A 25,945-nucleotide genomic window follows, 5' to 3' on the forward strand; every position below is an offset into this window, starting at 1 on the left:
TACTGCATTATTGTGGGAGAGTATGTCGTCGCCTTTCTTTGAAAACCCTTCCCGGTAGCGGGAAGGGTTTTTTGTTTTACAAAATCTTGTAATTTTAGATTCTAATAGGTATTAAAACAGGATTGAATGTTTACTTTTGTTAATAAGCGTTTTTTTTAGATTTTTAAATTTCAAAATTTATATTAATGAAAAATTATATAATCATTTTTATCTCTTTTTTTATAGTTTTTACAGCAAATTCACAAGGGCTTCTTAATAAGTCAGAAAAACTGTTTACACATCAGGATACTTTGAGGGGGAGTATTACTAAGGAAAGAGAATGGTGGGATTTAAAGTATTATCATTTGGATATTAAGGTAAATCCGATTGAGAAAACTATAATAGGCTCAAATACAATTAGGTATACTGTTTTAAGCGAATATAATAAAATGCAGATTGATTTGCAGGAACCAATGCAAATTTACAAAGTGACTCAAAATGGAAAGGAACTAAAATTTGAAAGAAATGGAAATGCTTTTTTTGTTCAGTTGCTTGAAAATCAAAAATCTGGTGAAATAAAAGAAATAGTTGTTTCGTTTGGAGGAAAACCTAAAGAAGCAGTTAATCCACCATGGGATGGAGGAATTACATGGAAAAAAGATAAAAACGGAAAAGATTTTATAGCTTCATCATGTCAGGGATTGGGCGCCAGTGTTTGGTGGCCATGTAAAGATCACATGTACGATGAAGTGGAAAATATGTTAATTAGTGTAAATGTTTCGGGAGATTTGACAGACGTTTCAAATGGAAGATTGCAAAGTGTCAAAAAAGAAAAAGATGGTACAAAGACATTTAATTGGTATGTTTCTAATCCTATTAATAATTATGGTGTAAATATAAATATCGGTGATTATGTGAATTTTTCTGAGAAATATAAAGGAGAAAAGGGCAATTTAGATTGTAATTATTATGTTTTGAGAGATAATTTAACATTAGCAAAAGAACAATTTAAAGATGTTCCAAAAATGTTGAAAGCTTTCGAAAACTGGTTTGGTCCTTATCCGTTTTATGAAGATAGTTACAAATTGGTTGAAGCGCCTTATTTAGGAATGGAGCATCAAAGCAGTGTAACCTATGGTAATCAATACAAGAATGGATATTTAGGACGTGATTTGAGTGGAACTGGCTGGGGGCTAAAATTTGATTTTATAATTATTCACGAGTCTGGTCATGAATGGTTTGCAAATAGTATAACCTATAAGGATATTGCAGATATGTGGATTCATGAGAGTTTTACTAATTATTCAGAGAGTCTTTTTCTGGAATATTATTATGGAAAAGACGCTGCAGAAGAATATATAATTGGTTGTAGAAGAAATATTGAAAATGACATTCCAATTATAGGGCATTATGATGTAAATAATGAAGGATCAGGTGATATGTATCCAAAAGGTGCCAATATGCTGAATATGATTCGTCAGATAATTAATGATGATGTTAAATGGAAGTCGATTTTAAGAGGCTTAAATAGTACCTTTTATCATCAGACCGTTACATCAAAGCAGATAGAAGATTATATTAATATTGAGTCAGGAATTAATTTCAACAGAGTGTTTGCACAATATTTAACAACTACTAAAATTCCGGTTTTAGAATATATTTTTAAAGAAGGATCTTTTGGTTATCACTGGACTAATTGTGTTGCTAAATTTGATATGCCGGTAAAAATAAAACTGAATGGGGTTGAAACGTGGTTAAAGCCAACTACAGAATGGAAATCTGAAAAAACCACAAGTAATGAAAGAACAATTGAAGTAGATAAAAACTTTTATGTAACCAATTCTAATATTACAGAATAATATAAAAAGAAGAAACCCGATAATTCATGAAATTTTATCGGGTTTTTGTGTTATAATTAGATAGCTGTTACAATTGCAAGGAAATCATCAGCTTTTAAAGCTGCTCCACCAATTAGGCCGCCATCTACATCTGGCTTAGAAAAAATTTCTTTTGCATTTTCAGGTTTTACTGATCCTCCGTATAAGATAGATACTTCATCAGCGATATCATTTCCAAAAGCTTTACGAATAGTTTCTCTAATAAATTCGTGCATTTCCTGTGCCTGTTCAGGAGATGCTGTTTCTCCTGTACCAATAGCCCAAACTGGCTCATAAGCCAAAACTACATTTGACCATGATTCTTTCGAAATATGAAATAATCCGTCACGTAATTGATTTTCAACAATATTAAAATGATTATTAGCTTGACGATCTTTTAATTCTTCTCCAAAACAAAAAATAACTGTCATTTCATGTTTTAAAGCTGTGTCAACTTTATTAGCAATTAAAGCATCAGTTTCATTAAAAATAGCTCTGCGCTCTGAGTGGCCTAAAATTACAGTATTAACTCCAATACTTTTTAGCATATCGGCAGAAATTTCTCCAGTAAAAGCTCCTCCTTCTGCCTGGTGAACGTTTTGTGCTGAAACACCAATTGGAGTGTTTTTTAATTTATTAATGGCAGCAGCTAAATTTACAAAAGTCGGTGCTACGATAACCTGAGCGTTTGTTTTTGCTGGTATTTTTGTAATTAATTCGTTTAATAATTCTTCAGTTTGACTAGCATTTTTATGCATTTTCCAGTTTCCTGCAACAATTTGTTTTCTCATTTTTGGATAGTATTAATTTTTTTTGTTTTTATAGATTTTAAAGGTTGTTTTTTTTAATGTGTATTAATTATTTAAGACTTTTTAATGTTTCATTAATTTTATCAAAATCGGTTTCTATGGCACGATAGATTATAATTTTTCCAGTTTTATCAAGTATAATATATCTCGGAATCCAGTCTAAATCAACTGATTTTCCAAAAGCACCTTTCATTCCATCATTCATCATGTAATGGTCCCCATTTAATTCGTGTTTTTCAATTCCGGCTTTCCATTTATCAGCTGTTTTATCAGCTGAAATAAATAAATAAGAAACTTCAGGATTGTTGGCTTGAAGTTCTTTTACTTTAGGCATCGCTTTTACACAGTCACCACACCACGAAGCCCAGACTTCAATTACTAAAGTTTTTCCTTTGTATTTTTTTAAAATATCTTTGAATGTAACCTGATTTTCTTCAACAGACAATAATTTTTCAGATAAAGCTTCTTTTGAAAAATTATTTTTTTGAGCATTTGTACATGAAAATGTAGCAAAAGCAATAAGTAATATAACTAATTGTTTCATTTTTATATGTTTTAAACAAAGTTAAACAAACAATTTGAAACAGAAATGCAGATTATAAAAATTCAGAAAACACTCAATTTTACATTCAAAAAGAGAAAAATTGTTTAGTAAAGAAAAAATGAAATCGTAATAGTTATACCTGAAATTTTAATTTTTTGATAATTCTATAAATCAATCTAGTGTTAAAAGGTTGTTTATTTGCTTTTTTATTCAAAAAAATGGAAAATAAACGTCAAAAAAGATTTTTGAGAAGTATAAAAATTTAGTTTTAAAGAATTGATTATGAAATTTAATTCTCTCCCGGATTTTTTCAAAATTAGCTATATTTGCATGTAATTTAAACTTAGAGTATGACGAGGATAATTACATTTTTTTGTTTTCTGATAACGCAATCAAATTTTTCGCAGTCGGCTGAAAATTATTTAGAAAAAATCAGAAGTAATGAAGCTGCCCTGACAGCTTTTTTTCAGCAAATGCCAAAAGGCGGCGATTTACATCATCATTTTTCGGGATCTATTTATGCAGAACCTCTTTTGAATAGGGTTATCGCAGAAGATTTTTATCTTAATTTGGAAACGATGGAAGTTTCAAAAACAAAACCGGCAAAAGGAAATTGGGAAACTTTTTCATCACTCAAAAATCAGGGTAAACTTCCTTTTTATAAGCAACAGGTAATGCAAACTTGGTCTGCAAAAGATTTTAACGGTGTATCAGTTCCTTCTGATGATTTGTTTTTTGACTCTTTTCAAAAGTTTTCTCCTGCCATTGAAGGTCATTTTGCAGAAGGCTTAACAGAACTAAAAAACCGTGCACTTTCTGAAAATGTAAGTTATATTGAAACGCAATTGTCTACGATTCCATGTGATATGAAAGTAGATGATTTAAATGATTTTAACGTAAAACTTCGGCAGGCAGCCAGTCAGAAAGATGAAAAGACTGTTTTAAAACTTCTGGATGATTTATATAAAAGCATCCAGCAAAGAGATGCTAAAAAATACGCTGAAGATTTTAATAGCAATTTTATAGCAAAACTTCACAAAGATTTAAAAATTGATGATGACCGATTTACGATGCGTTATCAAAATTTTGTACTCCGTTTTATGGAACCTGTTGATTTATTTAAAAATCTTACGATTGCTTTTATATCTGCAAACGAAAGTAAGCTGCTTGCGGGCGTAAATATTGTCTCTCCGGAAGATGGAGAAACTTCTATGAAGGATTATTGGCTTCATATGGTGATGTTTAAATATTGCCATTCGCGTTTTCCAGATGTAAAATACACGCTTCATGCAGGAGAACTTACATTGGGACTGGTACAGCCTGAAGATTTAACCTGGCATATTAATTCGGCAATCCATATGGCGGGAGCTAATAGAATTGGACACGGAGTAGATATTGCTTACGAAGCAAATTCGTATGATTTATTGCGTTACATGTCAAAAAATAATATTCCGATTGAAATCAATTTAGCGAGTAACGAATTTATTTTGAAAGTTAAAGAAGGTAGACACCCTTTTACACTTTATAAAGAATTTAATGTCCCAATAGTGATCAGTACAGATGATGCCGGGATTTTAAGAACCAATATGACGGAGCAATATGTTTTATTAGCCAAAAGATATCCGGATGTTTCTTATGAGACGATAAAAAAGTATGTTTACAACAGTATTAATTATAGTTTTATACAAGATACAGACATAAAAAAACAATTATTAAAAGATTTGGATAACAGATTTAAAATCTTTGAAAATCAATTTTTTAAAAATTAGGATATTTGAATTTGAAAACTGTTTTTGTAAACAAATTATATTTCTTCAGATGAATATTAAACTTATCGCCATTGGCAAAACCGATAATAAATCATTGCAAACGTTAATCGATGATTATACCAAACGTTTGTCGTTTTATATCAAATTTGATTTAGAAATCATTCCTGATATTAAAAACGTAAAGAATTTATCTGAAAGTCAGCAAAAAGAGAAGGAAGGAGAATTGATCTTATCTAAATTAGCTCCAACCGATCAATTGATTTTGTTGGATGAAAACGGAAAAAATTTCTCCAGCGTTGGTTTTTCAGAAGAGCTGCAAAAAAAGATGAACTCCGGAATAAAAACACTGGTTTTTGTAATTGGCGGACCTTATGGTTTTTCGGAAACGGTTTATAACAAAGCTCAGGGCAAAGTCTCACTTTCTTTAATGACATTTTCCCATCAAATGGTGCGTTTGTTCTTTATAGAACAATTGTATCGCGGTTTTACAATTTTAAGAAATGAACCTTATCATCATCAATAATTAGAGATTGTTAAAATCTTGTTTATTTATTAATGAAGATTCATTATGATTACAGGAAAAAATAGATAAATTAGCCTTCCAAAACCATAACTATGACAAACTTACCTAAAGGAAGTAAAAAACTATTGAATGCCTGGGTCTTTTATGATTGGGCAAATTCTGTTTATACTCTTACAATAGCATCAGCTGTATTTCCAATTTTTTATGAAGCCTTATTTTCTAAAAGAAGTCATTACATTGAAGTTTTTGGATTAGAATTAAAAAATACAGCCCTGATTAGTTTTATAACAGCATTTGCCTTTGTTTTTGTAGCCATTTTTTCGCCATTATTATCAGGTATTGCAGATTATGTTGGGAATAAAAAATCATTCATGAAATTTTTCTGCTATGTGGGAGCATTATCCTGCATGGGATTGTATTGGTTTGATCTTGAAAATATTTACATCGGATTATTGTTTTACTTTCTGGGGCTTATTGGTTATTGGGGAAGTTTAGTTTTCTATAATTCCTATTTGCCGGATATTGCTTTTCCTGAACAGCAGGATAAAATTAGTGCGAAAGGATATTCTTTAGGGTATATTGGAAGCGTAATTTTGCTGGTTATCAATCTGGCGATGATAATGAAGCCTGACTGGTTCAAAATTACAGGAACAGCAACTCAATCGGCTAGTGATATAGCGATGCGATATTCTTTTATAATGGTGGGGGCATGGTGGATTTTATTTAGTCAGTATACCTATTATTATTTACCAAAGGGAAGTAAAGAAAAAGGCGAAAAACTAACTAAATCTGTAATTTTTAACGGTTTTAAGGAGTTGAAAAAGGTGTGGGGTTTATTGAATGATAATGTACCTCTAAAAAGATACTTAGGTGGATTTTTTGTGTCAAGTATGGCGGTTCAGACAGTGATGCTTGTCGCTACTTATTTTGGTGCTCAGGAAATTCAGTGGGCATCTAAAGACGAAAGTACAATTGGTTTGATTATTTGTATTTTAATTATACAGTTAGTTGCTGTAATTGGAGCTGTTTTAACTTCGAGAGCTTCGGAGAAGTTTGGTAACATCCCAACTTTAATCTTCATTAACTGTATTTGGGCAGTTTTTTGTGCTCTTGCTTTTTTTATTACTTTACCAATACATTTTTATGTTATGGCGACAGTAGCAGGATTTGTAATGGGAGGAATTCAGGCTTTATCACGCTCAACATATTCAAAATTATTACCTGAAACAGAAGATACAGCATCATTTTTTAGCTTTTATGATGTAGCTGAAAAAATTGGGATTGTTATTGGAATGTGTCTTTATGGAATTATCGATCAGATTACAGGAAGCCCTCGTTTGGCGATTGTGTTTTTAGCATTATTTTTTGTAACTGCTATTTTCCTTTTAAGAAGAGTACATAAAAAATAATTAGTAAAATAATACTTCAGTCTCAACGCAATTATCATACAATTGATTCTTGCGTTTTTTATTTAAATTAAACAATAAATCTTTAATGATTAGCGAGTATTTCATTGATAAAGAATATAATAACGTCATTTATGATAAGGATGCTGCTAATTTTAAGGAATTTGAATGTTGTATTTTTAATAATTGTAATTTTTCTGCCTGTACTTTTTTAGCTGTTACATTTATTGACTGCGTTTTTAATGACTGCACTTTTTCTGAAGCAAAGATTAATTATGTGGCTTTTAGAACAGCAACTTTTAATCGGTGTGAAATTAAAGATGTGAATTTTGCCATGTGTGACAAACTCATTTTTGAAATTCATTTCAATGATTGTGTATTAGATTTTTCGAAATTTTATACCTTGAAAATAAAAGGAACAACATTTACAAACTGTAGTTTAATTGCTGTTGATTTTATGGCTGCAGATCTTACAAATGTGCTTTTTGATAATTGTGATTTGTATCGATCGGAATTTGATAAAGCAACTGCAAATAAAGCGGATTTTAAAACCAGTTATAATTATACGATTGATCCATCCAAAACGAAACTAAAAAAAGCTATTTTTTCTTTGAATGAAGTAAAAGGATTGTTGTTTAAGTATGATGTAATTGTGAGTTAATTACAACTTTTTCTCCATTACATAATCTTCCATTAAATATCCATTTCCAATGTCAATATTGACTTCATCGATAATTTCAAAACCTATTTTTTTATAAAAACTTAAGGCTGAATTGAATCGGTTTACATTTAATAATAAACTGATGGAATGATTTTCTAAAGCCAGTTTTTCAATGTTTTCAATTGTTTTTTTACCAATACCTTTTCCCTGTGTTTCCGGTAAAAGATATATTTTATGAATTTTTGTTACTGCATCATTTTTGTAATGATGTTCAATTCCGATAAAACCTAAAGTTGTTCCATCTTCTGAAATCAGATAAAATAATTGCTCTTTGTTCTTAATCTGATTGGTTAAAGCTTCATCTGAATAAATTAAATTGAGCATATAGTCTAATTGATCTTTCGTTAAAATTTGACCATAGGTTATCGGCCAGGTTATATGCGCAATCTTTTGAATTTTGTTGATATCCTCAAATGAGGCTTCGGTAACTAGAATCATATTTATTTTGTAAAAACTTGATTTTCCTGCTCGCTTACGCGGATAAAAGTGGTTCGTTTTGTTAATTCTTTTAGTCTGGAAGCTCCCACATACGTGCAGGTACTGCGTAAGCCACCTAAAATATCCAGAACAGTGTTGATTACGTTGCCTTTAAAAGGGACCTGAACAGTTTTTCCTTCACTTGCTCTGTATTCAGCAACTCCGCCAGCATGTTTGTCCATTGCGGTAGCCGAACTCATTCCGTAAAATTGTTTGAATTTTTCGCCTTTTATTTCAATTAGTTCACCTCCACTTTCTGTATGTCCGGCAAGCATTCCGCCAAGCATTACAAAATCTGAGCCTGCACCAAAAGCTTTGGCAACATCACCGGGAGTTGTACACCCTCCATCGCTAATAATATGTCCGCCTAAGCCATGAGCCGCATCAGCGCATTCAATGATAGCTGACAGCTGCGGATAACCTACTCCGGTTTTTACACGGGTAGTACAAACGGAACCAGGACCAATTCCGACCTTAACAATATCAGCTCCGGCTAATAATAATTCTTCTGTCATTTCACCGGTTACTACATTTCCTGCAATAATAACTTTGTCAGGATATTGTTTTCGGGTTTGTTTTAAAAACTGCACAAAATGTTCTGAATATCCATTGGCAACATCAATACATATGAATTTCAGTAATGGATTTGCTTCAATAATTTTAGCGATTTTTGCAGCATCCTCTTTTCCTGTTCCGGTGCTGATGGCAATATAATTATAGAAATCGGTAGATGCATTTTCTAAAAACTCATTCCATTCCTTAAGTGAATAATGTTTATGAATAGTTGTAAAAAGCTTTTCTTTTGCTAAAATAGCAGCCATTTCAAAGGTGCCGACAGTATCCATATTCGCTGCCATAATTGGAATTCCTGTCCATGCAGTAGCAGTACTGTGTAAAAAATTAAAATTTCTTTCTAAAGATACTTCGGATCTGCTTTTCAAAGTAGATCTTTTGGGTCTGATCATAACATCTTTAAATCCTAATTTAAGATCTGTTTCTATTCTCATGATTTTCGAAATTTTAGATACTATCAAATATATTAATTTTGAAAATGACAGTGTTTATAACAATGTAAAAACTAATCTTTTAGTTATTAACATCTGAAAAAATAAAAGTTTTAAAAATTTAGCAGGTATTTGTATTTTGTTTTAAAGTGCTTGTTTTTAGTGTTTTGTGATGTTTGTTGTAAAAGAATTTCTTTTTGTTTTTTAAGATAAAAACAGAAAACGGTTTATAGTTAATTACTTATATTTGTTGACTTAAAAAATTACCAGAATAGTGAATCATATCAATAAGTTAAAAATATTCAATGACCCCATTTATGGCTTTATTTCTATTCCGAATGAGCTTATTTATGATTTAATTCAGCACCCGTATTTTCAGCGTCTACGCCGTATTTCGCAAATGGGATTGTCATATTTGGTCTATCCGGGAGCTAATCATACACGTTTTCATCATGCTTTGGGTTGTATGCATTTGATGCAAAAAGCTGTTGAAACACTTCGTTTTAAAGGCGTTGCTATTTCAAATGATGAAGAATGTGCTTTATTAATAGCTATTTTATTGCACGATATTGGCCATGGGCCTTTTTCTCATGCAATGGAGAAAAGTATTGTAGAAGATGTTAATCATGAAGCTATTTCATTGTTGTTTATGAATCAGTTAAACAATGAATTTGATGGAAAGTTAAGCTTGGCAATTCAGGTTTTTAAAGGAGAATACCATAGAAAATTCATGCTTCAATTGATTTCTAGTCAATTAGATATGGATAGAATGGATTATTTAAAACGAGATAGTTTTTATACGGGAGTTGCTGAAGGAAATGTAAATTCTGAACGTCTGATTCAGATGATGAATGTTGAAAACGATGTTTTGGTTATAGAAGAGAAAGGAATTTATTCCGTAGAAAAATTTTTGCTGTCAAGAAGATTAATGTATTGGCAGGCGTATTTGCATAAAACAAGTCTGGTGGCTGAATTAATTTTGATGAAAGTGCTTAAACGGGCTAAGGAATTAACATTGAAAGGAGTTAAGTTACCTTGCAGTGAGCCTCTTTCTTATTTTATGCAAAATAAAATTTCACTTGAAAATTTTGATGCCGAAAAATTGGATTTATTTTCTCAGTTAGACGATTTCGATATCATAAGTGCTTTGAAAGCGTGGCAAAAGCATAATGATTTTATATTATCGACTTTAAGTAAAATGATCATTAACAGGGATTTGCTGAAAATTAAAATGAGTGCTGAGAAAATTCCGATGGAAGAGTCACAGGCGATGAAAGAAGAGTTTGCAGAGGAGCATCATATCTCGCAATTAGAGGCAGGATATTTTATTTTTAGAGGGAAAATTAAAAATCAGGCTTATAGTAAAGAAGCAGAACCAATACGAATTTTGAAAAAAGATAAAACAATTGAGGATGTTGTTGAAGCATCTGACCAGTTGAATTTGAAATCGTTATCTAAATTGGTGACAAAATATTACATCTGTTTTCCAAAACAACTTATTTAAATTAACATTTAAAACCTATTTTTTATATTTTTGTCGGGATGAAATTTACAGCAGAACAAATAGCAGGAATTTTAGAAGGAGAAGTTGTTGGAAATCCCAATGCAGAAGTTTCTCGGCTTTCTAAAATTGAAGAAGGGGAGGAAGGTTCTCTTACTTTCTTGGCAAATCCAAAATATATCAATTACATTTATACGACAAAAGCATCCATTACAATTGTTAATGATTCTTTTGTCCCGGAATCTGAAATTACTACCACTTTAATAAAAGTTGAGGATGCGTATGCGTCTTTTTCTAAACTTTTAGAATTTTACAATCAGGTTAAATTAAACAAAAGCGGAATCGAACCTCAGGCTTTTATAACTGAAGGAACTAAATATGGTGAAAACCTGTATTTAGGAAGTTTTAGCTATGTAGGTCAAAATGTGAGTTTAGGTAACAATGTAAAAATATATCCAAACAGTTTTATCGGTGACAATGTTGTTATTGGTGATAATGTATATATTTTTGCGGGCGCTAAAATTTATTCTGAAACTATAATTGGTAATAATTGTACAATTCATTCAGGAACTATAATTGGAGCAGATGGTTTTGGTTTTGCGCCAAATGAAGATGGAGAATATAATAAAGTACCGCAAATAGGGAATGTTATTATCGAAGATAATGTAGATATTGGTGCCAATACGACAATTGACAGAGCTACGCTTGGTTCTACAATTATTAGAAAAGGTGTGAAATTAGACAATCAAATTCAGATTGCCCATAATGTAGAGATTGGTAAAAATACTGTAATTGCTGCCCAGACAGGAGTTGCAGGTTCTACAAAAATTGGAGAAAATTGTATGATTGGTGGTCAGGTAGGTATTGCAGGACACTTGGTAATTGGAAATAATGTTCGGGTTCAGGCACAGTCAGGAATTGGCAGAAACATTAAAGATGACGAAATTTTACAGGGAAGTCCGACATTTGGTTATACTGATTTTAGTAAATCATATGTTCATTTTAAAAACTTGCCAAAGATTGTTGCCGAATTAGAAGAATTAAAGAAACAAATAATAAACCCAAAAAATGGAAATAATGGTTAAACAGAAGACCATCAAGAATGAAATTTCACTAACAGGAGTTGGATTACATACTGGAAAAGAAGTTACAATGACTTTTAAACCTGCTCCGATTAATAATGGTTTCACTTTTGTTAGAATTGATTTGCAAGGTCAGCCAGTAATCGAAGCTGATGCCAATTATGTAGTTAACACACAAAGAGGTACCAATTTAGAAAAATTAGGCGTAAAAATTCAGACTCCTGAACACGTTTTAGCCGCATTAGTTGGTTGTGATCTGGATAACGTAATTATAGAATTAAATGCTTCAGAACTTCCTATTATGGATGGTTCTTCCAAATATTTTGTTGAGGCTATTGAAAAAGCCGGAATCGAAGAACAGGATGCAAAACGTAATGTTTATGTAGTAAAAGAAGTAATCTCATTTACAGACGAAGCTACAGGAAGTGAGATTTTGGTTATGCCAAGCGATGATTATCAGGTTACAACAATGGTAGATTTTGGTACTAAAGTTTTAGGTACCCAAAATGCAACTTTAAAAAGCATTACTGACTTTAAAGATGAAATCTCAAATTCAAGAACTTTTAGTTTTTTACATGAATTAGAGTCTTTATTAGAACATGGATTAATTAAAGGCGGTGATTTAAATAATGCTATTGTTTATGTAGATAAAGAGATTTCTGATTCTACAATGGAAAGTCTAAAAAAGGCTTTTGGAAAAGATGAAATTTCGGTTAAACCAAATGGTGTTCTTGATAATTTAACTTTGCATTATCCAAACGAAGCGGCAAGACATAAGCTTTTGGATGTTATTGGTGATTTATCTTTAATAGGTGTTAGAATTCAGGGTAAAATTATTGCTAATAAGCCAGGACATTATGTGAATACTCAATTTGCCAAAAAATTAGCAAAGATTATTAAGATTGAGCAAAGAAACCATATTCCGGTTTATGATTTAAATCAGGAGCCATTAATGGATATTCATAAAATTATGGCTGTTTTGCCTCACAGGCCGCCATTTTTGTTGATTGACAGAATTATTGAAATGTCAGCAAGCCATGTAGTCGGATTGAAAAATGTTACAATGAACGAAAATTTCTTCGTTGGACATTTTCCTGATGCTCCTGTAATGCCAGGTGTATTAATTGTTGAAGCAATGGCGCAAACGGGTGGAATTTTAGTTTTGAGTACAGTTCCGGACCCTGAAAATTATTTAACTTATTTTATGAAAATAGATAATGTTAAATTTAAACATAAAGTCTTACCGGGTGATACCTTAATATTTAAGTGTGATTTGATTTCTCCTATCAGAAGAGGGATTTGTCACATGCAGGCCAACGCTTATGCCAACGGAAAATTAGTAGCAGAAGCAGAATTAATGGCTCAAATTGCGAAAAAACAGTAATTAATCTAAAATTATTGTTTAGGTTTGTTGCCTAAATTAGACATTTAATTAAAATATAAAAAACACAGATGAATCAACCATTAGCCTATGTTCATCCTGGCGCTAAAATCGCTAAAAATGTTGTAATAGAACCCTTTACAACGATTCATAATAATGTTGTTATCGGGGATGGTACCTGGATAGGTTCAAATGTAACTATTATGGAAGGTGCCCGAATTGGTAAAAATTGTAATATTTTTCCAGGGGCAGTAATTTCTGCAGTTCCACAGGATTTAAAATTTGGAGGTGAAGATTCGTTAGCTATTATCGGAGATAACTGTACAATTAGAGAGTGTGTAACTATTAATAGAGGAACAATTGCTTCAGGTCAGACAGTGCTTGGAAATAATTGCCTTGTAATGGCTTACGCTCATATTGCACACGACTGTGTAATCGGAAATAATGCTATTATCGTAAACGGAGTAGCTTTAGCAGGTCACGTAGTAGTCGGAAATCATGCCGTAATTGGTGGTTTGGCTGCAATTCACCAATTTATTCATATCGGAGATCATGCTATGATTTCTGGAGGATCTTTGGTTAGAAAAGACGTTCCTCCTTATACAAAAGCGGCAAAAGAACCGTTGTCTTATGTTGGAATTAATTCTGTTGGTTTAAGAAGAAGAGGGTTTTCTACCGAAAAAATTAGAGAAATTCAGGAAATCTACAGAATTTTATACCAGAAAAATTATAATACAACTCAGGCTTTAAGTATAATTGAAGCCGAAATGGAAGCGACTCCTGAGAGAGATGAAATTTTAGATTTTATCAGAAATTCATCAAGAGGAATTATGAAAGGTTATTCAGGTAACTATTAAAATAAAAGTTTAATTGTTTATTTGTTGAATCGTTTAATCGAAAAAAAACAGTTAAACGATTCAACGGATTCAACAAAAATAAAATAAAACAAATTACAATGGCATCTACATCAGATATTAGAAACGGATTGTGTATTAAATTTAATCACGATATCTATAAAATTATTGAATTTCTTCACGTAAAACCAGGAAAAGGACCTGCTTTCGTAAGAACTAAATTAAAAAGTTTAACTTCAGGTAAAGTATTGGATAATACTTTTTCAGCAGGTCATAAAATTGATGTTATTAGAGTTGAAACTCATACATTCCAGTTTTTATATCCGGAAGGTGATGAATTTCACTTCATGAATGCTGAAACGTTTGAACAGATTTCTTTAAACAAAAATATTTTGGATGCTCCGGATTTGTTAAAAGAAGGAACAAATGTAATGGTTCAGATCAATACAGAAACAGATTTACCTTTATCTGTTGATATGCCTGCATCTGTAATTCTTGAAGTTACTTATGCTGAGCCAGGAGTAAAAGGAAATACAGCTACGAATGCTACAAAAAATGCTACAGTAGAAACTGGTGCATCTGTAAATGTTCCTTTGTTTATTAACGAAGGAGATAAAATTAAAATTGATACAGCTTCAGGGTCTTACATGGAGCGTGTAAAGGAGTAGTTTTTTAATTAAGATATTTGATAATGAGTCAATTAGGTAATTTGTGAATCGACATATTTTTGTATATTCACATTCTAATTGACTCATTTTCTAATTGGCACATTTTCGAATTATAAAATATGAAATTTCCAAAGGTTTACTCTTTAGACGAAATTGCAAATTTGCTTAACTGCGAATTTATTGGAGACAAGAACTTTCAGGTTTTGGGCATGAACGAAATTCACGTTGTAGAACCAGGAGATATTGTTTTTGTTGATCACCCGAAATATTATGACAAAGCTTTACAATCTGCAGCAACTATTGTTTTAATCAATAAAAAAGTGGATTGTCCAGAGGGTAAAGCACTTTTAATTTCTGATGATCCTTTCAGAGATTTCAATACTTTAACGAAACACTTTAAGCCTTTTCAATTTGCTAATGTTGCTATTGCTTCATCTGCCCAAATTGGAGAAGGGACAGTTATTCAGCCAAATTCTTTTGTTGGAAATCACGTTACTATTGGTAAAAACTGCCTGATACATTCTAATGTTTCGATTTATGATCATACAGTAATCGGAGATAATGTGATTATTCATGCAGGAACTATTTTAGGAGCAGATGCTTTTTATTATAAAAAACGTCCGGAAGGTTTTGATCAGCTAATATCGGGAGGAAGAGTGGTAATTGAAGATAATGTTGGTATCGGAGCTCTTTGTACTATAGATAAAGGAGTAACCGGCGATACAACAATTGGTGCGGGTACAAAACTAGATAATCAAGTGCATGTTGGACACGATACCGTTATTGGTAAAAAGTGTTTAATTGCTTCTCAAACAGGTATTGCAGGTTGCGTTATCATTGAAGACGAAGTGACACTTTGGGGACAAGTTGGAACTACCAGCGGAATTACAATTGGAGCTAAAGCTGTAGTTATGGGACAAACCGGTGTGACTAAATCGGTAGAAGGAGGAAAATCTTATTTTGGAACTCCAATAGAAGAATCAAGAGAAAAGCTGAAACAATTAGCGAATATCAAAAAGATTCCAGAAATTCTAAATAAATTGAAATAATATGTCTATTAAAGAATTTGTTCAAAAATTTTATAAATCGGATGCCCTGATTGATAGTGAAATTTTGAAGACCTATCTGCATCCTGACGTTACAATAGAGTGGAATAGCAGTAAAGGATTAATTCATATGGATTATAATTCGATAATAGAAATGGCTAATGAATTAAATAGAGCTTACGTACGTTCAAAAGTTCGAATTAGTCATATTGTAGCTGAAGACGATTTGGTTTCAGTACGTTATTCCCACTTTGTAAAAACGATTGAGAATCCTCGTGAAGAAATGCTATTAGCTCATTTTTTTACAATTTGGCAAATAAAAGATGATAAATTATACAGAGGTTATCAAATGAGTCAATTTTCTTAATATTTTTTGCCAATAAAAAAGGTGAAAATAAGTTACAAAACCTTACTTTTGCATCACAATTTTAAAAACTACATAAAATATATATCATGAGTGTTTTAGTTAATAAAGATTCCAAAATAATTGTTCAGGGATTTACAGGAAGCGAAGGGACGTTCCATGCTTCTCAAATGATTGAGTACGGTACTAATGTTGTAGGTGGTGTTACTCCGGGTAAAGGAGGAACTAGCCATTTAGATCGTCCGGTTTTTAACACAGTAAAAGATGCTGTTGATCAGGCCGGAGCTGATACTTCTATCATTTTTGTACCGCCAGCTTTTGCTGCTGATGCAATTATGGAAGCTGCTGATGCCGGAATTAAAGTAATTATTGCTATTACAGAAGGAATTCCTGTAGCAGATATGATTAAGGCTAATAATTATGTTAAAGAAAGAAATTCAAGATTAATCGGACCAAACTGTCCTGGTATTATTACTCCGGGAGAAGCTAAAGTTGGTATCATGCCAGGTTTCGTTTTCAAAAAAGGTTCAGTTGGAATCGTTTCTAAATCTGGAACTTTAACTTACGAAGCTGCTGATCAGGTTGTAAAACAAGGTTTAGGAATTACTACTGCTATTGGTATTGGTGGAGATCCAATTATTGGAACTACAACTAAAGAGGCTGTTGAATTATTAATGAATGACCCTGAAACTGAAATTATCATCATGATTGGTGAAATCGGAGGTCAGTTAGAAGCTGATGCTGCTAAATGGGTTAGAGCTGATGGTAACCGTAAGCCAGTTGTTGGTTTTATTGCCGGAGAAACTGCTCCTGCAGGTAGAACTATGGGGCATGCTGGTGCTATTGTTGGTGGTTCTGATGATACAGCTGCTGCTAAAAAACAAATCATGAGAGACAACGGAATCCATGTTGTTGATTCACCAGCTGAAATTGGTAAAAAAGTAAAAGAAGTACTTGGATAATTTTCAGGTCTCGAAATAATAAATTTCAAAAAGTCTCAATATTCGTTGAGACTTTTTTATATTTTTAAAATGTTTGAAATATAAAAAAACTTAGCGGCTCAGATTCTTAGGAACTTTGAAGCTAAAAAATAAAATATATGTATAAAGAATTAGAAAAATTTAAAGTAACGAATAGTTTTACTTTTACGGTTGAAGATAGTTTAGAACAAGCTTGTAATGCTCCTGATGGTGCGGGCATTTTTGTTGTTTATGCTGTTGAAGGAAATGAGAAAGAATTGATTATGGTTGGTTCTACGGGTACTGTGCAGAATGATGGAACTTTAAAAAGTAAAAATGGTGGTTTGTATGATAAAATCGTAAACGGACATCAATTTGCTAAAACAGGAAGAAAATATTCATGGTCGGCACAAATGAAGCTGGAAAATATTGAAGCTCTTGAAGTAACTTGGTATGAAACATTCAATGCCGATGTAAAAGCAATTCCAACTACTGTTGAAGGTCAGGTTTTGCAAAATTTTCTTGATGAAAATGGCAGATTGCCGAGATGGAATGTTGCTTTCTAAATAACGCTTAAATAATTTTAAAAAAGCTTTGCATTATGCAAAGCTTTTTTAGTATTACAAATTTTATAAAACGCCCAAATAATCTATATTTGTACTTCAAAAAATAAAAACGAATACCTTAATATGAAATTACTAGAAGGAAAAGTAGCCATCATTACAGGCGCAAGCCGTGGAATTGGTAAAGGAATTGCCGAAGTTTTTGCTAAACATGGTGCCAATGTGGCCTTTACATACAGTTCATCTGTAGAATCAGCTCAGGCTCTGGAAGCAGAATTGAACGGTTTGGGAGTTAAAGCAAAAGGATACCAGTCGAATGCAGCAGATTTTAATGAGGCGCAAACTTTTGTTGACGCTGTTTTAGCAGATTTTGGAACAGTTGATATTTTGATTAACAATGCCGGTATTACCAAAGATAACTTATTGATGCGTATGTCTGAAGCTGATTTTGATCAGGTGATCGATGTGAATCTCAAATCGGTTTTTAATATGACAAAAGCAATTCAGAAAACTTTCTTAAAACAGCGTGCAGGTTCTATCGTTAATATTAGTTCTGTGGTTGGAGTTTCCGGAAATGCGGGACAAACGAATTATGCAGCTTCAAAAGCAGGTGCGATTGGTTTTACAAAATCTGTAGCTTTAGAACTAGGTTCTCGTAATATTCGCTGCAATGCAATCGCTCCGGGATTCATTGAAACAGAAATGACAGCAAAATTACCGGAAGATGTAGTAAAAGGATGGAGAGACGGAATTCCGTTGAAACGTGGCGGAACTACTGAAGATGTTGCTAATGCATGTCTTTACCTGGCTTCAGATTTGAGTGCTTATGTTACCGGACAAGTACTAAATGTTTGCGGAGGAATGCTTACCTAGATAAATTAAAAGATTTAATGATTTTAAAATTAAAAGATTCTTATATTCGTAGCTCTTTAATTTTTCAATCTTTCAGTTTTTTAATCCTCAAATTAAATTTATGACTACAAACACGATTCTATTATTACTACTTTCTTTAGTAATAGCTGGTGGATTGTCGTATTTTCAATATTTTTATAAAGCCAAAAACCATTCGAATGTGAATGTGTTTTTGGCTTTTTTACGTTTTTTAGTCATTTTCGGATTATTGGTGTTACTGATTAATCCTGTTATGACGAAAAATTCGCTTCAGGTTACCAAAACGCCTTTGGCAATTGCGGTTGACAATTCGAGTTCTATAACAGCTTTAAAATCTGATAAAAAAGTTACTGAATTATATCAGAAACTGATTTCAAATCCTGCTCTTAAGGACAAATTTGAAATCCAGTCCTATCAGTTTGATGCCGATTTTAAACCTTCGGATAAGTTTGATTTCAAAGGAAAACAGACTAATCTTGATGAAGTAGCAAAGAATTTAAAAAGCATCAATAAAAACCTGATTTTTCCAACGGTTATCATTACCGACGGAAATCAGACTACAGGAAACGATTATGTATATCGTTTTGATCCTGCTAATAAAGTTTATCCTTTGGTTGTAGGAGATACAACCACTTTTTTTGATTTAAAAATCAATCAGTTAAATGTCAATAAATACGCTTTTCATAAAAATAAATTTCCGGTTGAAGTATTTCTGCAATATGCCGGGACCAAAGCTGTAAATGCCGATTTTACAATTTCGCAGGGAAATTCAGTAGTAGCCAGAGAGAAAGTTTCTTTTTCTCCTTCTAAAAAAACAGCTTCTTTAAATCTATTATTACCGGCTGATAAGGTTGGACTTCAGATTTTCAGGGCAAATGTTTCGTCTAACGCAAAAGAGAAAAACAGCTATAACAATATCAAAAACTTTGCAGTTGAAGTAATCGATCAAAAGTCAACCATTGCAATAGTTTCTACTATAAATCATCCGGATATTGGCGCTTTGAAACGTTCCATCGAAACGAATGCACAGCGCAAAGTGATTCTGGCAAAACCAAATGAAATAGACAAATTAAATGATGTGTCAGTTTTGGTTTTGTATCAGCCAAATGGAGCTTTTAAACCCATTTTTGATAACAACAAATTAGCCGGAACGAATAGTTTTATCATTACCGGAAACAACACGGATTTTAATTTCCTCAACCAAAAACAGAATAATCTGGTTTTTAAAATGAGTGGTCAGAGAGAAGATTTTTTAACCGAATTTCAGTCGCAGTTTAATTTGTTTGCTATTGAAAATATTGGTTTTGAAAATTTTCCGCCTTTACAGAATCTATTCGGAAGTGTTACAACGAGCGGAAATGTATCGGTTTTACTTTCGTCTAAAATCAGAAACGTTTCGACCAATGCGCCTTTATTGGCTTTCGCTGAAAATCAGGGCAAAAGAACTGCTTTTCTTTTAGGAGAAAATAGCTGGAAATGGCGTTTACAAAGCCATATTGACAATCAGTCGTTTGAAAAATATGATGTTTTTGCAGACAAGATCATTCAGTATTTGGCAACATCAGCCTCAAAAAAATCGTTAGTTGTAGAACACGAAAGCTTTTATAATTCGGGAGAGGCTATTGTAATCAATGCACAATACTTCAATAAAAACTATGAGTTTGACGAAAAAGCAAGATTAACCATCACGGTTACTAATGCCGAAACGAAGCAAACAAAGAACTACGATTTGTTAAAAGGAAACAATTCTTTCTCAGCTAATCTGGACGGATTAATAGCCGGAAAATATAATTTTACGGTAAAAGAATTAAATTCGAATACGTCGTATTCGAGTCATTTTGAGATTTTGGATTTTGATATCGAAAAACAATTTGTAAACCCTGATGTTCAAAAACTGAAACAACTGGCTTTACAAACCAACGGAAAAGCCTTTTTCGAAAACCAGGCAGATGATTTGATTCAGGCACTTTTAGAAAATAAGGAATATAAATCGATAGAGAAGAATATTTCAACAAAAACACCACTGATTGACTGGATTTGGCTGTTGGTTTTAATTGCTACTTTATTGACTACGGAATGGTTTGTTAGGAAGTATAATGGGATGTTGTAAAATAATTTAAATTAAAGCAAATGGATGACATTCAGAATATTTTAGATGAAACATTTCCTTTTGTAGAAACTTTGCTTAAAGATTATGGGGAGTTTTACCCATTATCTTCTGTCGTTGATACTGAACGAAAAGTCAAACAGTTTATACTTGAGGAAGATGAAGAAAATGATTTTCCTACCTCAAATTCGGTAATAGCAGAGTTGAAAAAAGATTTGCGATGGAGGAAAAATGAGTTTTTAGCGATAGCAATTTTTTATGATGTCAAAATAAAAGAAAAGCAAACAGATGCAATTGCAGTTTTTGTTGAACACAAAGAGACAAAAGAAGCTTATACATTTTACTATTCATACCAATTGATTAATAAAGATTTAATTTTTGGAGAATCTTGGAAAGTGGAGGAAAAAATGCAAATCTTTGATTGCAATAACTAAATTATAAAGATGGACTTCAGGTTAAAAGTATTTTACACCGTTGCACTCCGCCTTAATTTTACTAAAGCGGCAACAGAATTATACATTACCCAGCCAGCCGTTTCAAAACACATTCAGGAACTCGAAGAAACTTATAAAACCAAACTTTTCGAGCGAAACGGTTCTAAAATTGCCTTAACTCCTGCCGGAAAAATCCTTTTAGAACATACTAAAAATATTTTCGAAATTTATCGCGAAATCGACTTTGATATGAGTTCGTTTCGTAACGAACGTCAGGGATTACTGCGATTAGGTTCAAGTACCACCATTTCACAATATATTATTTCGCCTGTTTTGGCACGGTTTCATCAAAAGCAGCAGGATATTAAAGTCAATTTGCTGAACGGAAATACCGAACAGATTGAAAATGCCTTAATCAACAAAGAAATCGAAATTGGAATTGTCGAAGGTCAGTCTAAAAACCAGTTGATTAAGTATGTTCCGTTTATAAAAGACGAATTGGTTTTGGTCTGCAATACTCAAAATCCTTTGGTAAAGCAAAACGAAATTTCACAGGAAGATTTAAAATCCATGAAATTCATCACCCGTGAGCGTGGTTCTGGAACACTTGAAGTTATAGAATATGCTTTGAAACAAGTTGGTATAAAATTATCCGATCTGCAAATCGAAATGCAGTTAGGAAATACAGAAAGTATCAAATCGTATCTGCTCAATTCAGATTGTTTTGCTTTTATGTCAATACACGCAGTAGGCAAGGAACTTAAAAATAATGAATTGATAGTTTTAGATGTAGAAAATTTAACGGTCGAAAGATACTTTTACATTATTACCTTACTCGGAAAATCAGATGCTCTATCTGAACTGTTTATTCAAAATATTTCATCTTACTATAACCTGAAGTTATAGTCGATTGTATTTTACGATTGGTTTTTTCAATATAAAGAGCAGAACTTTGCAGGGTAAATATGAAGTACCCAATTTTGAAAACACAACAACATACAGCGTCCCATTTATTTGAAGTTAATCTTTTTCTTCAGCAGCTTATTTTTGGAGCAGTAATCATTTTGTGTCTGTTTTCAATAATTTCGCCACCAATTGCTTTATTATTAGGTGTTCTGATTGTAAATGTTTTTGGAAACCCGTTTTTAGAATTCAATCATAAAGCCATCACCTTTTTATTGCAGTTTTCAGTTGTGGGTCTAGGTTTCGGAATGAATGCTTCATCAGCTATTTCAGCCGGTAAAGAAGGGTTTTTGCTGACTGTCCTGTCTATTTTCAGCACATTAATTTTCGGTGCACTTTTAGGAAAATGGCTTAAAACCGATAAAAAAACATCACATTTAATTTCATGCGGAACAGCAATCTGTGGAGGAAGTGCCATTGCGACGATTTCACCAACAATCAAATCAAACGAAAATCAGACTTCAATTGCTTTGGGAGTAATTTTTATTCTGAATTCAGTTGCTTTATTTGTGTTTCCGTTTATTGGTCATCAGTTTGATTTATCCCAGAAAGATTTTGGATTATGGTGTGCCATTGCGATTCATGACACCAGTTCAGTAGTAGGAGCGGCCAATAAATATGGTGCTGAAGCCTTGCAGATTGCTACAACTGTAAAACTCGCAAGAGCTTTATGGATTATTCCGATTTCGATTCTAACAGCCATTATTTTTAAAAATAAAAACTCAAAAATTAAGATTCCGTATTTTATCGGATTGTTTGTTTTGGCAATGCTTTTAAATTCTTACGTACCGCAAATAGCTATTTTTACCCCAAATATTGTTGGGATTGCCAAAATCGGTTTAACAATAACGTTGTTTTTAATCGGGGCAACTTTAAATAGTAATGCTTTAAAATCAGTAGGAGTAAAGCCTTTATTGCAGGGCGTGTTTATTTGGATGTTTATTGCTGCTTTAGGTTTGGCATCAATTTTATATCTGAAATAATTTTTACGTAAAATTTTTAAACACATAGAAACATAGTTTTTGAAAGCGTAAAAAGACGTTTCACTTATTCTGAAAACATATAGCGAACTATGTGTTTAAATTAAATTTTTAAAATTACATTCACTAAAGTTTATTTAACATTAGAGAATTTCACAATAGGCTTACCAACAATAGTATACCATTTTCCATTAAATGAAAGGCGTTTTTCAATTGTAAAATTAAATTGTTTTTTTGTTTTCACCATTTCGCTTAATTCTTTTGGCATATCCACTTCAAAGTCATCTTCAGTTCCTTTCGCTTTTTTATAGAATCCGGTAGTTGTAATGATAAAATCCCTAAAAAACTTTTTCTTGCCATCATTAATAACTTTGTAGGTACTTGACCATTCAGTACTACCTTCAGCATTATTAGAAAGTCTGTAATCTCCAAGTTCCATTAAAGTCTGGTATTTTCCGTTAAATCCCACAATAAGATATAGGTATGCATTGTATGGGCCGCCCGCACCTCCGTTGGCATGTATAAGCGAAAAAGCAAATTGATCTTCACCAATTTCTACAAGTTTCAAAGCAGGTATATGAGAGAAAGCACCAAATGCACCAATTGCAGGTTGATACGACTTCATTTCCCAGGCACTTCCATTTTTTGCAAATTTGGCTAATCCTAAAAGACCTCCACTAAAACGCCCGGTTTGTGATCCATCGGCATCATAAACAGAATGATTAAAAACCAACATTTTGAATTGATTCCCTTTTGAATCCGAATAACTGATTGTTGTATCAAGTCGTGTTGCAACACCTTCAGCATAAGGAAATGATGGGTCTTCTTCAACGCCATTAACATCCGTGTAAGTTGTGGGTTTGCAAGTACTGCATTTCCAACTTATAAAAGTATTGTATGAAGATTTTTTATATAGCTTTCCAGGAAATAATTGTTGCATTGTTTTAACTCCATTTAGAGGATCTGGTATAGTCAATACTCGTTTGGAATTTAAAATGGTGTCGCTAACGTTTTTCAACTGCACAATATCATCTTGTGCAACACAGAAAGAAGTAAAAATCAGGCAAAGAATACCGGAATAAATTTGGCGCATATATTTAATTTTAAGTAAAAGTGATACGAATTTACAAATAAACTTTTAAATGAACTTATATTGCTTATATGGTTTAAAAAATCATAAAAATTAAATTAACACAATATTAATTGGTATTCTTTTGAATTATCTTTAAATGAAATAAATTTGCAGTTCAAATAAAATTCAAATGAAAAACTTTAAAATGAAACCAAAATTGATTGCATTTTTTGCAGTTATAATTGGATTTTTAACCTTATCATGGGGAATCGTAGGTCACGAACGAATCAATAAAGCTGCTGTAATGGCACTGCCGCAACAACTACAAGTCTTTTTTTACAATCATATCGATTTTATTACGCAGGAAGCTTCTGTCCCGGATATACGCAAATATGCCTTAAAATACAAAGATGAGAACCCGAGACATTATATCGATTTGGAAAACTTCGGTGCAATGGACAGCCTGCCTAAAACATTAGAAGAAGCAACTAAAAAATATGATGCTAAATTTCTGAATGATAACGGAATTTTACCTTGGTATATCGAAGACATGATGGCTAAATTAACGAAAGCTTTCAAAGAAAAAAACAGGGCCGAAATTTTATTCCTGGCTGCAGATTTAGGGCATTACATAGGAGATGCACACATGCCTTTACACACTTCTGCAAACCATGACGGACAATTGAGTGATCAAAAAGGAATACATTCACTTTGGGAAAGCAGATTGCCTGAGTTGTTCGTTAAAAATTACAGATTAAATGTTCCGGAAGCAAAGTATTACGAAGATGTTCACAAAGCAACATGGGACATGATCAGAGATACACACAGTCTGGTTCAGCCGTTATTGGCAGTAGACAAAAAACTAAGGACTTCAACTCCCGAAAATCAGGTTTTTGTGGTAGATGCCGAAGGGAAAATTATAAAAAATAAATACAATTCGGCTAAATTCTCAGATGAATATGCTGTCAAACTTCATACAGAATTAAACGGGATGGTCGAAAATCAGATGAAAAAAGCGATTACAGCAACAGCAAGTTTTTGGTACACTGCCTGGGTAAATGCAGGAAAACCGGATTTAAGTGATTTAGATTCAAAAGAACTTACAAAACGTAACAGCAAAGCCTTAAAAGAAGATTTGAAATTATTCAGGAAAGGAAATCTTTTCGGAATGCAGAATCAAAACGATTAAGGGTTTTATCATATTTAATAAAACCGAAAAGCCTGTGAATACTACTTCACAGGCTTTTCGATTTTTAATTAAGACTCGGAGATCCCGGAATTTTAATATTTCTTTTATGCTTTTTTATGATCAGTAAGTAAAAAGTAATACCGCCCAAAACAATCAGTAAAGCAATCTCAAGCTGACCAAGCGTATTATTGCCGCTATGCATAGCATTGGCACTTGCCAGTTTGGCTTTTCCTTCCTTTACCTGAATCTCAGAAAGCTGATTTAGTGTGTTTAAAGCTTTGTCGCATAGTGGTACGATATGATTCCAGTTTTTATTCTGCACATCTTTATTAATTGCAGTACAGGAAGCCAGAAAACTGTCAAAATGAATTTTTTCCTTTGGCGTTAATACCGTTTTAAAATACAAATCATCAATTGTATGGATTATTTTCAGGGCATTTTTAATTTCGTCATTTTTCGTGATATCATTCAGATTCTCTTTCTGTGCTTCAGCTTTTATATAATGGAGTTCATTCGCATATTGAAAAATATAATAAGCCACAACCAGCCTGTCATTATAAATTGTGTTGATGTTTTCGTTGACATTTTTAGAATTTCGCAGCGTATTAAAGTTGCTCAGTAAGATGATCAGCATCACAATCAGTAAAATAAAAGCGGCTTTTGTTTTGTTGCTGTATTTTTTTAAAATGTCTTTCATTATCGATAGATTTATAAATAGCTCCTTTCTCAAAGATACATAAATATAAGGTTTTAGATTGTTGTAATTTAGAATGTTAGGCAGA

General features: G+C 32.5%; 26 protein-coding genes. 20 read left to right on the forward strand and 6 right to left on the reverse strand.

Annotation, left to right across the window (positions count from 1 at the left end; translation table 11 throughout):
* Window positions 1-185: 185 nt before the first annotated feature.
* Window positions 186-1,838: a M1 family metallopeptidase gene (locus GWR14_RS19895; RefSeq protein ID WP_163410897.1), complete on the forward strand. Its 1,653-nt coding sequence runs from the start codon at window positions 186-188 to the stop codon at window positions 1,836-1,838.
* Window positions 1,839-1,894: 56 nt separating this feature from the next.
* Here the strand turns inward: GWR14_RS19895 and tpiA are convergent, their stop codons facing one another.
* Both tpiA and GWR14_RS19905 read right to left on the reverse strand, forming a co-directional pair.
* On the reverse strand, window positions 1,895-2,647 hold the full coding sequence (tpiA, locus tag GWR14_RS19900) for a triose-phosphate isomerase (protein ID WP_163410898.1): 753 nt from the start codon (window positions 2,645-2,647) through the stop codon (window positions 1,895-1,897).
* Between the two features lie 67 nt (window positions 2,648-2,714).
* The gene (locus GWR14_RS19905; protein WP_163410899.1) at window positions 2,715-3,209 is read right to left on the reverse strand and encodes a TlpA family protein disulfide reductase; all 495 of its coding nucleotides are present in this window, start codon (window positions 3,207-3,209) and stop codon (window positions 2,715-2,717) included.
* A 350-nt stretch (window positions 3,210-3,559) separates the two neighbouring features.
* Between GWR14_RS19905 and GWR14_RS19910 the strand changes: the two genes are divergently transcribed.
* The 4 genes from GWR14_RS19910 (at window position 3,560) to GWR14_RS19925 (ending at window position 7,568) form a co-directional block, all read left to right on the forward strand.
* Window positions 3,560-4,978 carry an amidohydrolase family protein gene (locus tag GWR14_RS19910; RefSeq protein WP_163410900.1) on the forward strand — a complete coding sequence of 473 codons (1,419 nt, stop codon included), beginning with the start codon at window positions 3,560-3,562 and terminating at the stop codon, window positions 4,976-4,978.
* 49 nt (window positions 4,979-5,027) lie between these two features.
* Window positions 5,028-5,501 (forward strand): 23S rRNA (pseudouridine(1915)-N(3))-methyltransferase RlmH, encoded by a 474-nt coding sequence (gene rlmH, locus GWR14_RS19915; RefSeq protein ID WP_163410901.1) that lies wholly within the window; start codon window positions 5,028-5,030, stop codon window positions 5,499-5,501.
* 92 nt (window positions 5,502-5,593) lie between these two features.
* Window positions 5,594-6,910: an MFS transporter gene (locus GWR14_RS19920; RefSeq protein WP_163410902.1), complete on the forward strand. Its 1,317-nt coding sequence runs from the start codon at window positions 5,594-5,596 to the stop codon at window positions 6,908-6,910.
* Between the two features lie 85 nt (window positions 6,911-6,995).
* Window positions 6,996-7,568: a pentapeptide repeat-containing protein gene (locus GWR14_RS19925; RefSeq protein ID WP_163410903.1), complete on the forward strand. Its 573-nt coding sequence runs from the start codon at window positions 6,996-6,998 to the stop codon at window positions 7,566-7,568.
* Here GWR14_RS19925 and GWR14_RS19930 read toward each other — a convergent pair whose 3' ends face one another.
* Both GWR14_RS19930 and guaC read right to left on the reverse strand, forming a co-directional pair.
* Window positions 7,569-8,066: a GNAT family N-acetyltransferase gene (locus GWR14_RS19930; protein ID WP_163410904.1), complete on the reverse strand. Its 498-nt coding sequence runs from the start codon at window positions 8,064-8,066 to the stop codon at window positions 7,569-7,571. It lies immediately after the preceding gene.
* 2 nt (window positions 8,067-8,068) lie between these two features.
* Window positions 8,069-9,112 (reverse strand): GMP reductase, encoded by a 1,044-nt coding sequence (guaC, locus tag GWR14_RS19935; RefSeq protein ID WP_163410905.1) that lies wholly within the window; start codon window positions 9,110-9,112, stop codon window positions 8,069-8,071.
* A 271-nt stretch (window positions 9,113-9,383) separates the two neighbouring features.
* Between guaC and GWR14_RS19940 the strand changes: the two genes are divergently transcribed.
* From GWR14_RS19940 to GWR14_RS20005, 14 genes are all read left to right on the forward strand, one after another.
* Window positions 9,384-10,613, forward strand: a complete 1,230-nt coding sequence (locus GWR14_RS19940) for an HD domain-containing protein (RefSeq protein WP_163410906.1) — start codon at window positions 9,384-9,386, stop codon at window positions 10,611-10,613.
* A gap of 38 nt (window positions 10,614-10,651) precedes the next feature.
* A complete protein-coding gene (gene lpxD, locus GWR14_RS19945; RefSeq protein ID WP_163410907.1) occupies window positions 10,652-11,695 on the forward strand; it encodes a UDP-3-O-(3-hydroxymyristoyl)glucosamine N-acyltransferase in 1,044 nt (347 codons plus the stop codon).
* Window positions 11,688-13,076 (forward strand): bifunctional UDP-3-O-[3-hydroxymyristoyl] N-acetylglucosamine deacetylase/3-hydroxyacyl-ACP dehydratase, encoded by a 1,389-nt coding sequence (locus GWR14_RS19950; protein WP_163410908.1) that lies wholly within the window; start codon window positions 11,688-11,690, stop codon window positions 13,074-13,076. Before lpxD ends, GWR14_RS19950 begins: the two co-directional genes overlap by 8 nt.
* 68 nt (window positions 13,077-13,144) lie before the next feature.
* The gene (lpxA, locus tag GWR14_RS19955; protein WP_163394580.1) at window positions 13,145-13,930 is read left to right on the forward strand and encodes an acyl-ACP--UDP-N-acetylglucosamine O-acyltransferase; all 786 of its coding nucleotides are present in this window, start codon (window positions 13,145-13,147) and stop codon (window positions 13,928-13,930) included.
* A 98-nt stretch (window positions 13,931-14,028) separates the two neighbouring features.
* The gene (gene efp / locus GWR14_RS19960; protein ID WP_132991049.1) at window positions 14,029-14,595 is read left to right on the forward strand and encodes an elongation factor P; all 567 of its coding nucleotides are present in this window, start codon (window positions 14,029-14,031) and stop codon (window positions 14,593-14,595) included.
* Window positions 14,596-14,714: 119 nt separating this feature from the next.
* Window positions 14,715-15,644, forward strand: a complete 930-nt coding sequence (locus tag GWR14_RS19965) for a UDP-3-O-(3-hydroxymyristoyl)glucosamine N-acyltransferase (protein WP_163410909.1) — start codon at window positions 14,715-14,717, stop codon at window positions 15,642-15,644.
* A gap of 1 nt (window position 15,645) precedes the next feature.
* Complete coding sequence (locus GWR14_RS19970; protein ID WP_163410910.1) at window positions 15,646-16,008, forward strand: nuclear transport factor 2 family protein; 363 nt, start codon at window positions 15,646-15,648, stop codon at window positions 16,006-16,008.
* A gap of 86 nt (window positions 16,009-16,094) precedes the next feature.
* The gene (gene sucD, locus GWR14_RS19975) at window positions 16,095-16,967 is read left to right on the forward strand and encodes a succinate--CoA ligase subunit alpha (protein ID WP_163410911.1); all 873 of its coding nucleotides are present in this window, start codon (window positions 16,095-16,097) and stop codon (window positions 16,965-16,967) included.
* A gap of 137 nt (window positions 16,968-17,104) precedes the next feature.
* Window positions 17,105-17,530 (forward strand): hypothetical protein, encoded by a 426-nt coding sequence (locus GWR14_RS19980; protein WP_163410912.1) that lies wholly within the window; start codon window positions 17,105-17,107, stop codon window positions 17,528-17,530.
* Between the two features lie 123 nt (window positions 17,531-17,653).
* Window positions 17,654-18,400: a 3-oxoacyl-[acyl-carrier-protein] reductase gene (fabG, locus tag GWR14_RS19985; protein ID WP_163410913.1), complete on the forward strand. Its 747-nt coding sequence runs from the start codon at window positions 17,654-17,656 to the stop codon at window positions 18,398-18,400.
* Between the two features lie 100 nt (window positions 18,401-18,500).
* Entirely contained in the window at window positions 18,501-20,528 is a 2,028-nt protein-coding gene (locus GWR14_RS19990; RefSeq protein WP_163410914.1) for a hypothetical protein, read from the forward strand.
* A 20-nt stretch (window positions 20,529-20,548) separates the two neighbouring features.
* The gene (locus GWR14_RS19995) at window positions 20,549-20,959 is read left to right on the forward strand and encodes a hypothetical protein (protein WP_163410915.1); all 411 of its coding nucleotides are present in this window, start codon (window positions 20,549-20,551) and stop codon (window positions 20,957-20,959) included.
* 9 nt (window positions 20,960-20,968) lie between these two features.
* Window positions 20,969-21,865 carry a LysR family transcriptional regulator gene (locus GWR14_RS20000; protein ID WP_163410916.1) on the forward strand — a complete coding sequence of 299 codons (897 nt, stop codon included), beginning with the start codon at window positions 20,969-20,971 and terminating at the stop codon, window positions 21,863-21,865.
* A gap of 59 nt (window positions 21,866-21,924) precedes the next feature.
* Window positions 21,925-22,905 (forward strand): YeiH family protein, encoded by a 981-nt coding sequence (locus tag GWR14_RS20005; RefSeq protein WP_187356549.1) that lies wholly within the window; start codon window positions 21,925-21,927, stop codon window positions 22,903-22,905.
* Window positions 22,906-23,035: 130 nt separating this feature from the next.
* On the opposite strand, the gene GWR14_RS20010 is transcribed toward GWR14_RS20005, so the two are convergent.
* Complete coding sequence (locus tag GWR14_RS20010; protein ID WP_163410918.1) at window positions 23,036-23,995, reverse strand: hypothetical protein; 960 nt, start codon at window positions 23,993-23,995, stop codon at window positions 23,036-23,038.
* Window positions 23,996-24,164: 169 nt separating this feature from the next.
* Here GWR14_RS20010 and GWR14_RS20015 point away from each other — a divergent pair, with 169 nt between their 5' ends.
* Complete coding sequence (locus GWR14_RS20015) at window positions 24,165-25,163, forward strand: zinc dependent phospholipase C family protein (protein ID WP_163410919.1); 999 nt, start codon at window positions 24,165-24,167, stop codon at window positions 25,161-25,163.
* Window positions 25,164-25,227: 64 nt separating this feature from the next.
* Here the strand turns inward: GWR14_RS20015 and GWR14_RS20020 are convergent, their stop codons facing one another.
* Window positions 25,228-25,860 (reverse strand): MCP four helix bundle domain-containing protein, encoded by a 633-nt coding sequence (locus GWR14_RS20020; RefSeq protein ID WP_163410920.1) that lies wholly within the window; start codon window positions 25,858-25,860, stop codon window positions 25,228-25,230.
* Between the last annotated feature and the right edge of the window lie 85 nt (window positions 25,861-25,945).

It is taken from the genome of Flavobacterium ajazii (assembly GCF_010614725.1).
In the GTDB taxonomy this organism is placed as follows: domain Bacteria; phylum Bacteroidota; class Bacteroidia; order Flavobacteriales; family Flavobacteriaceae; genus Flavobacterium; species Flavobacterium ajazii.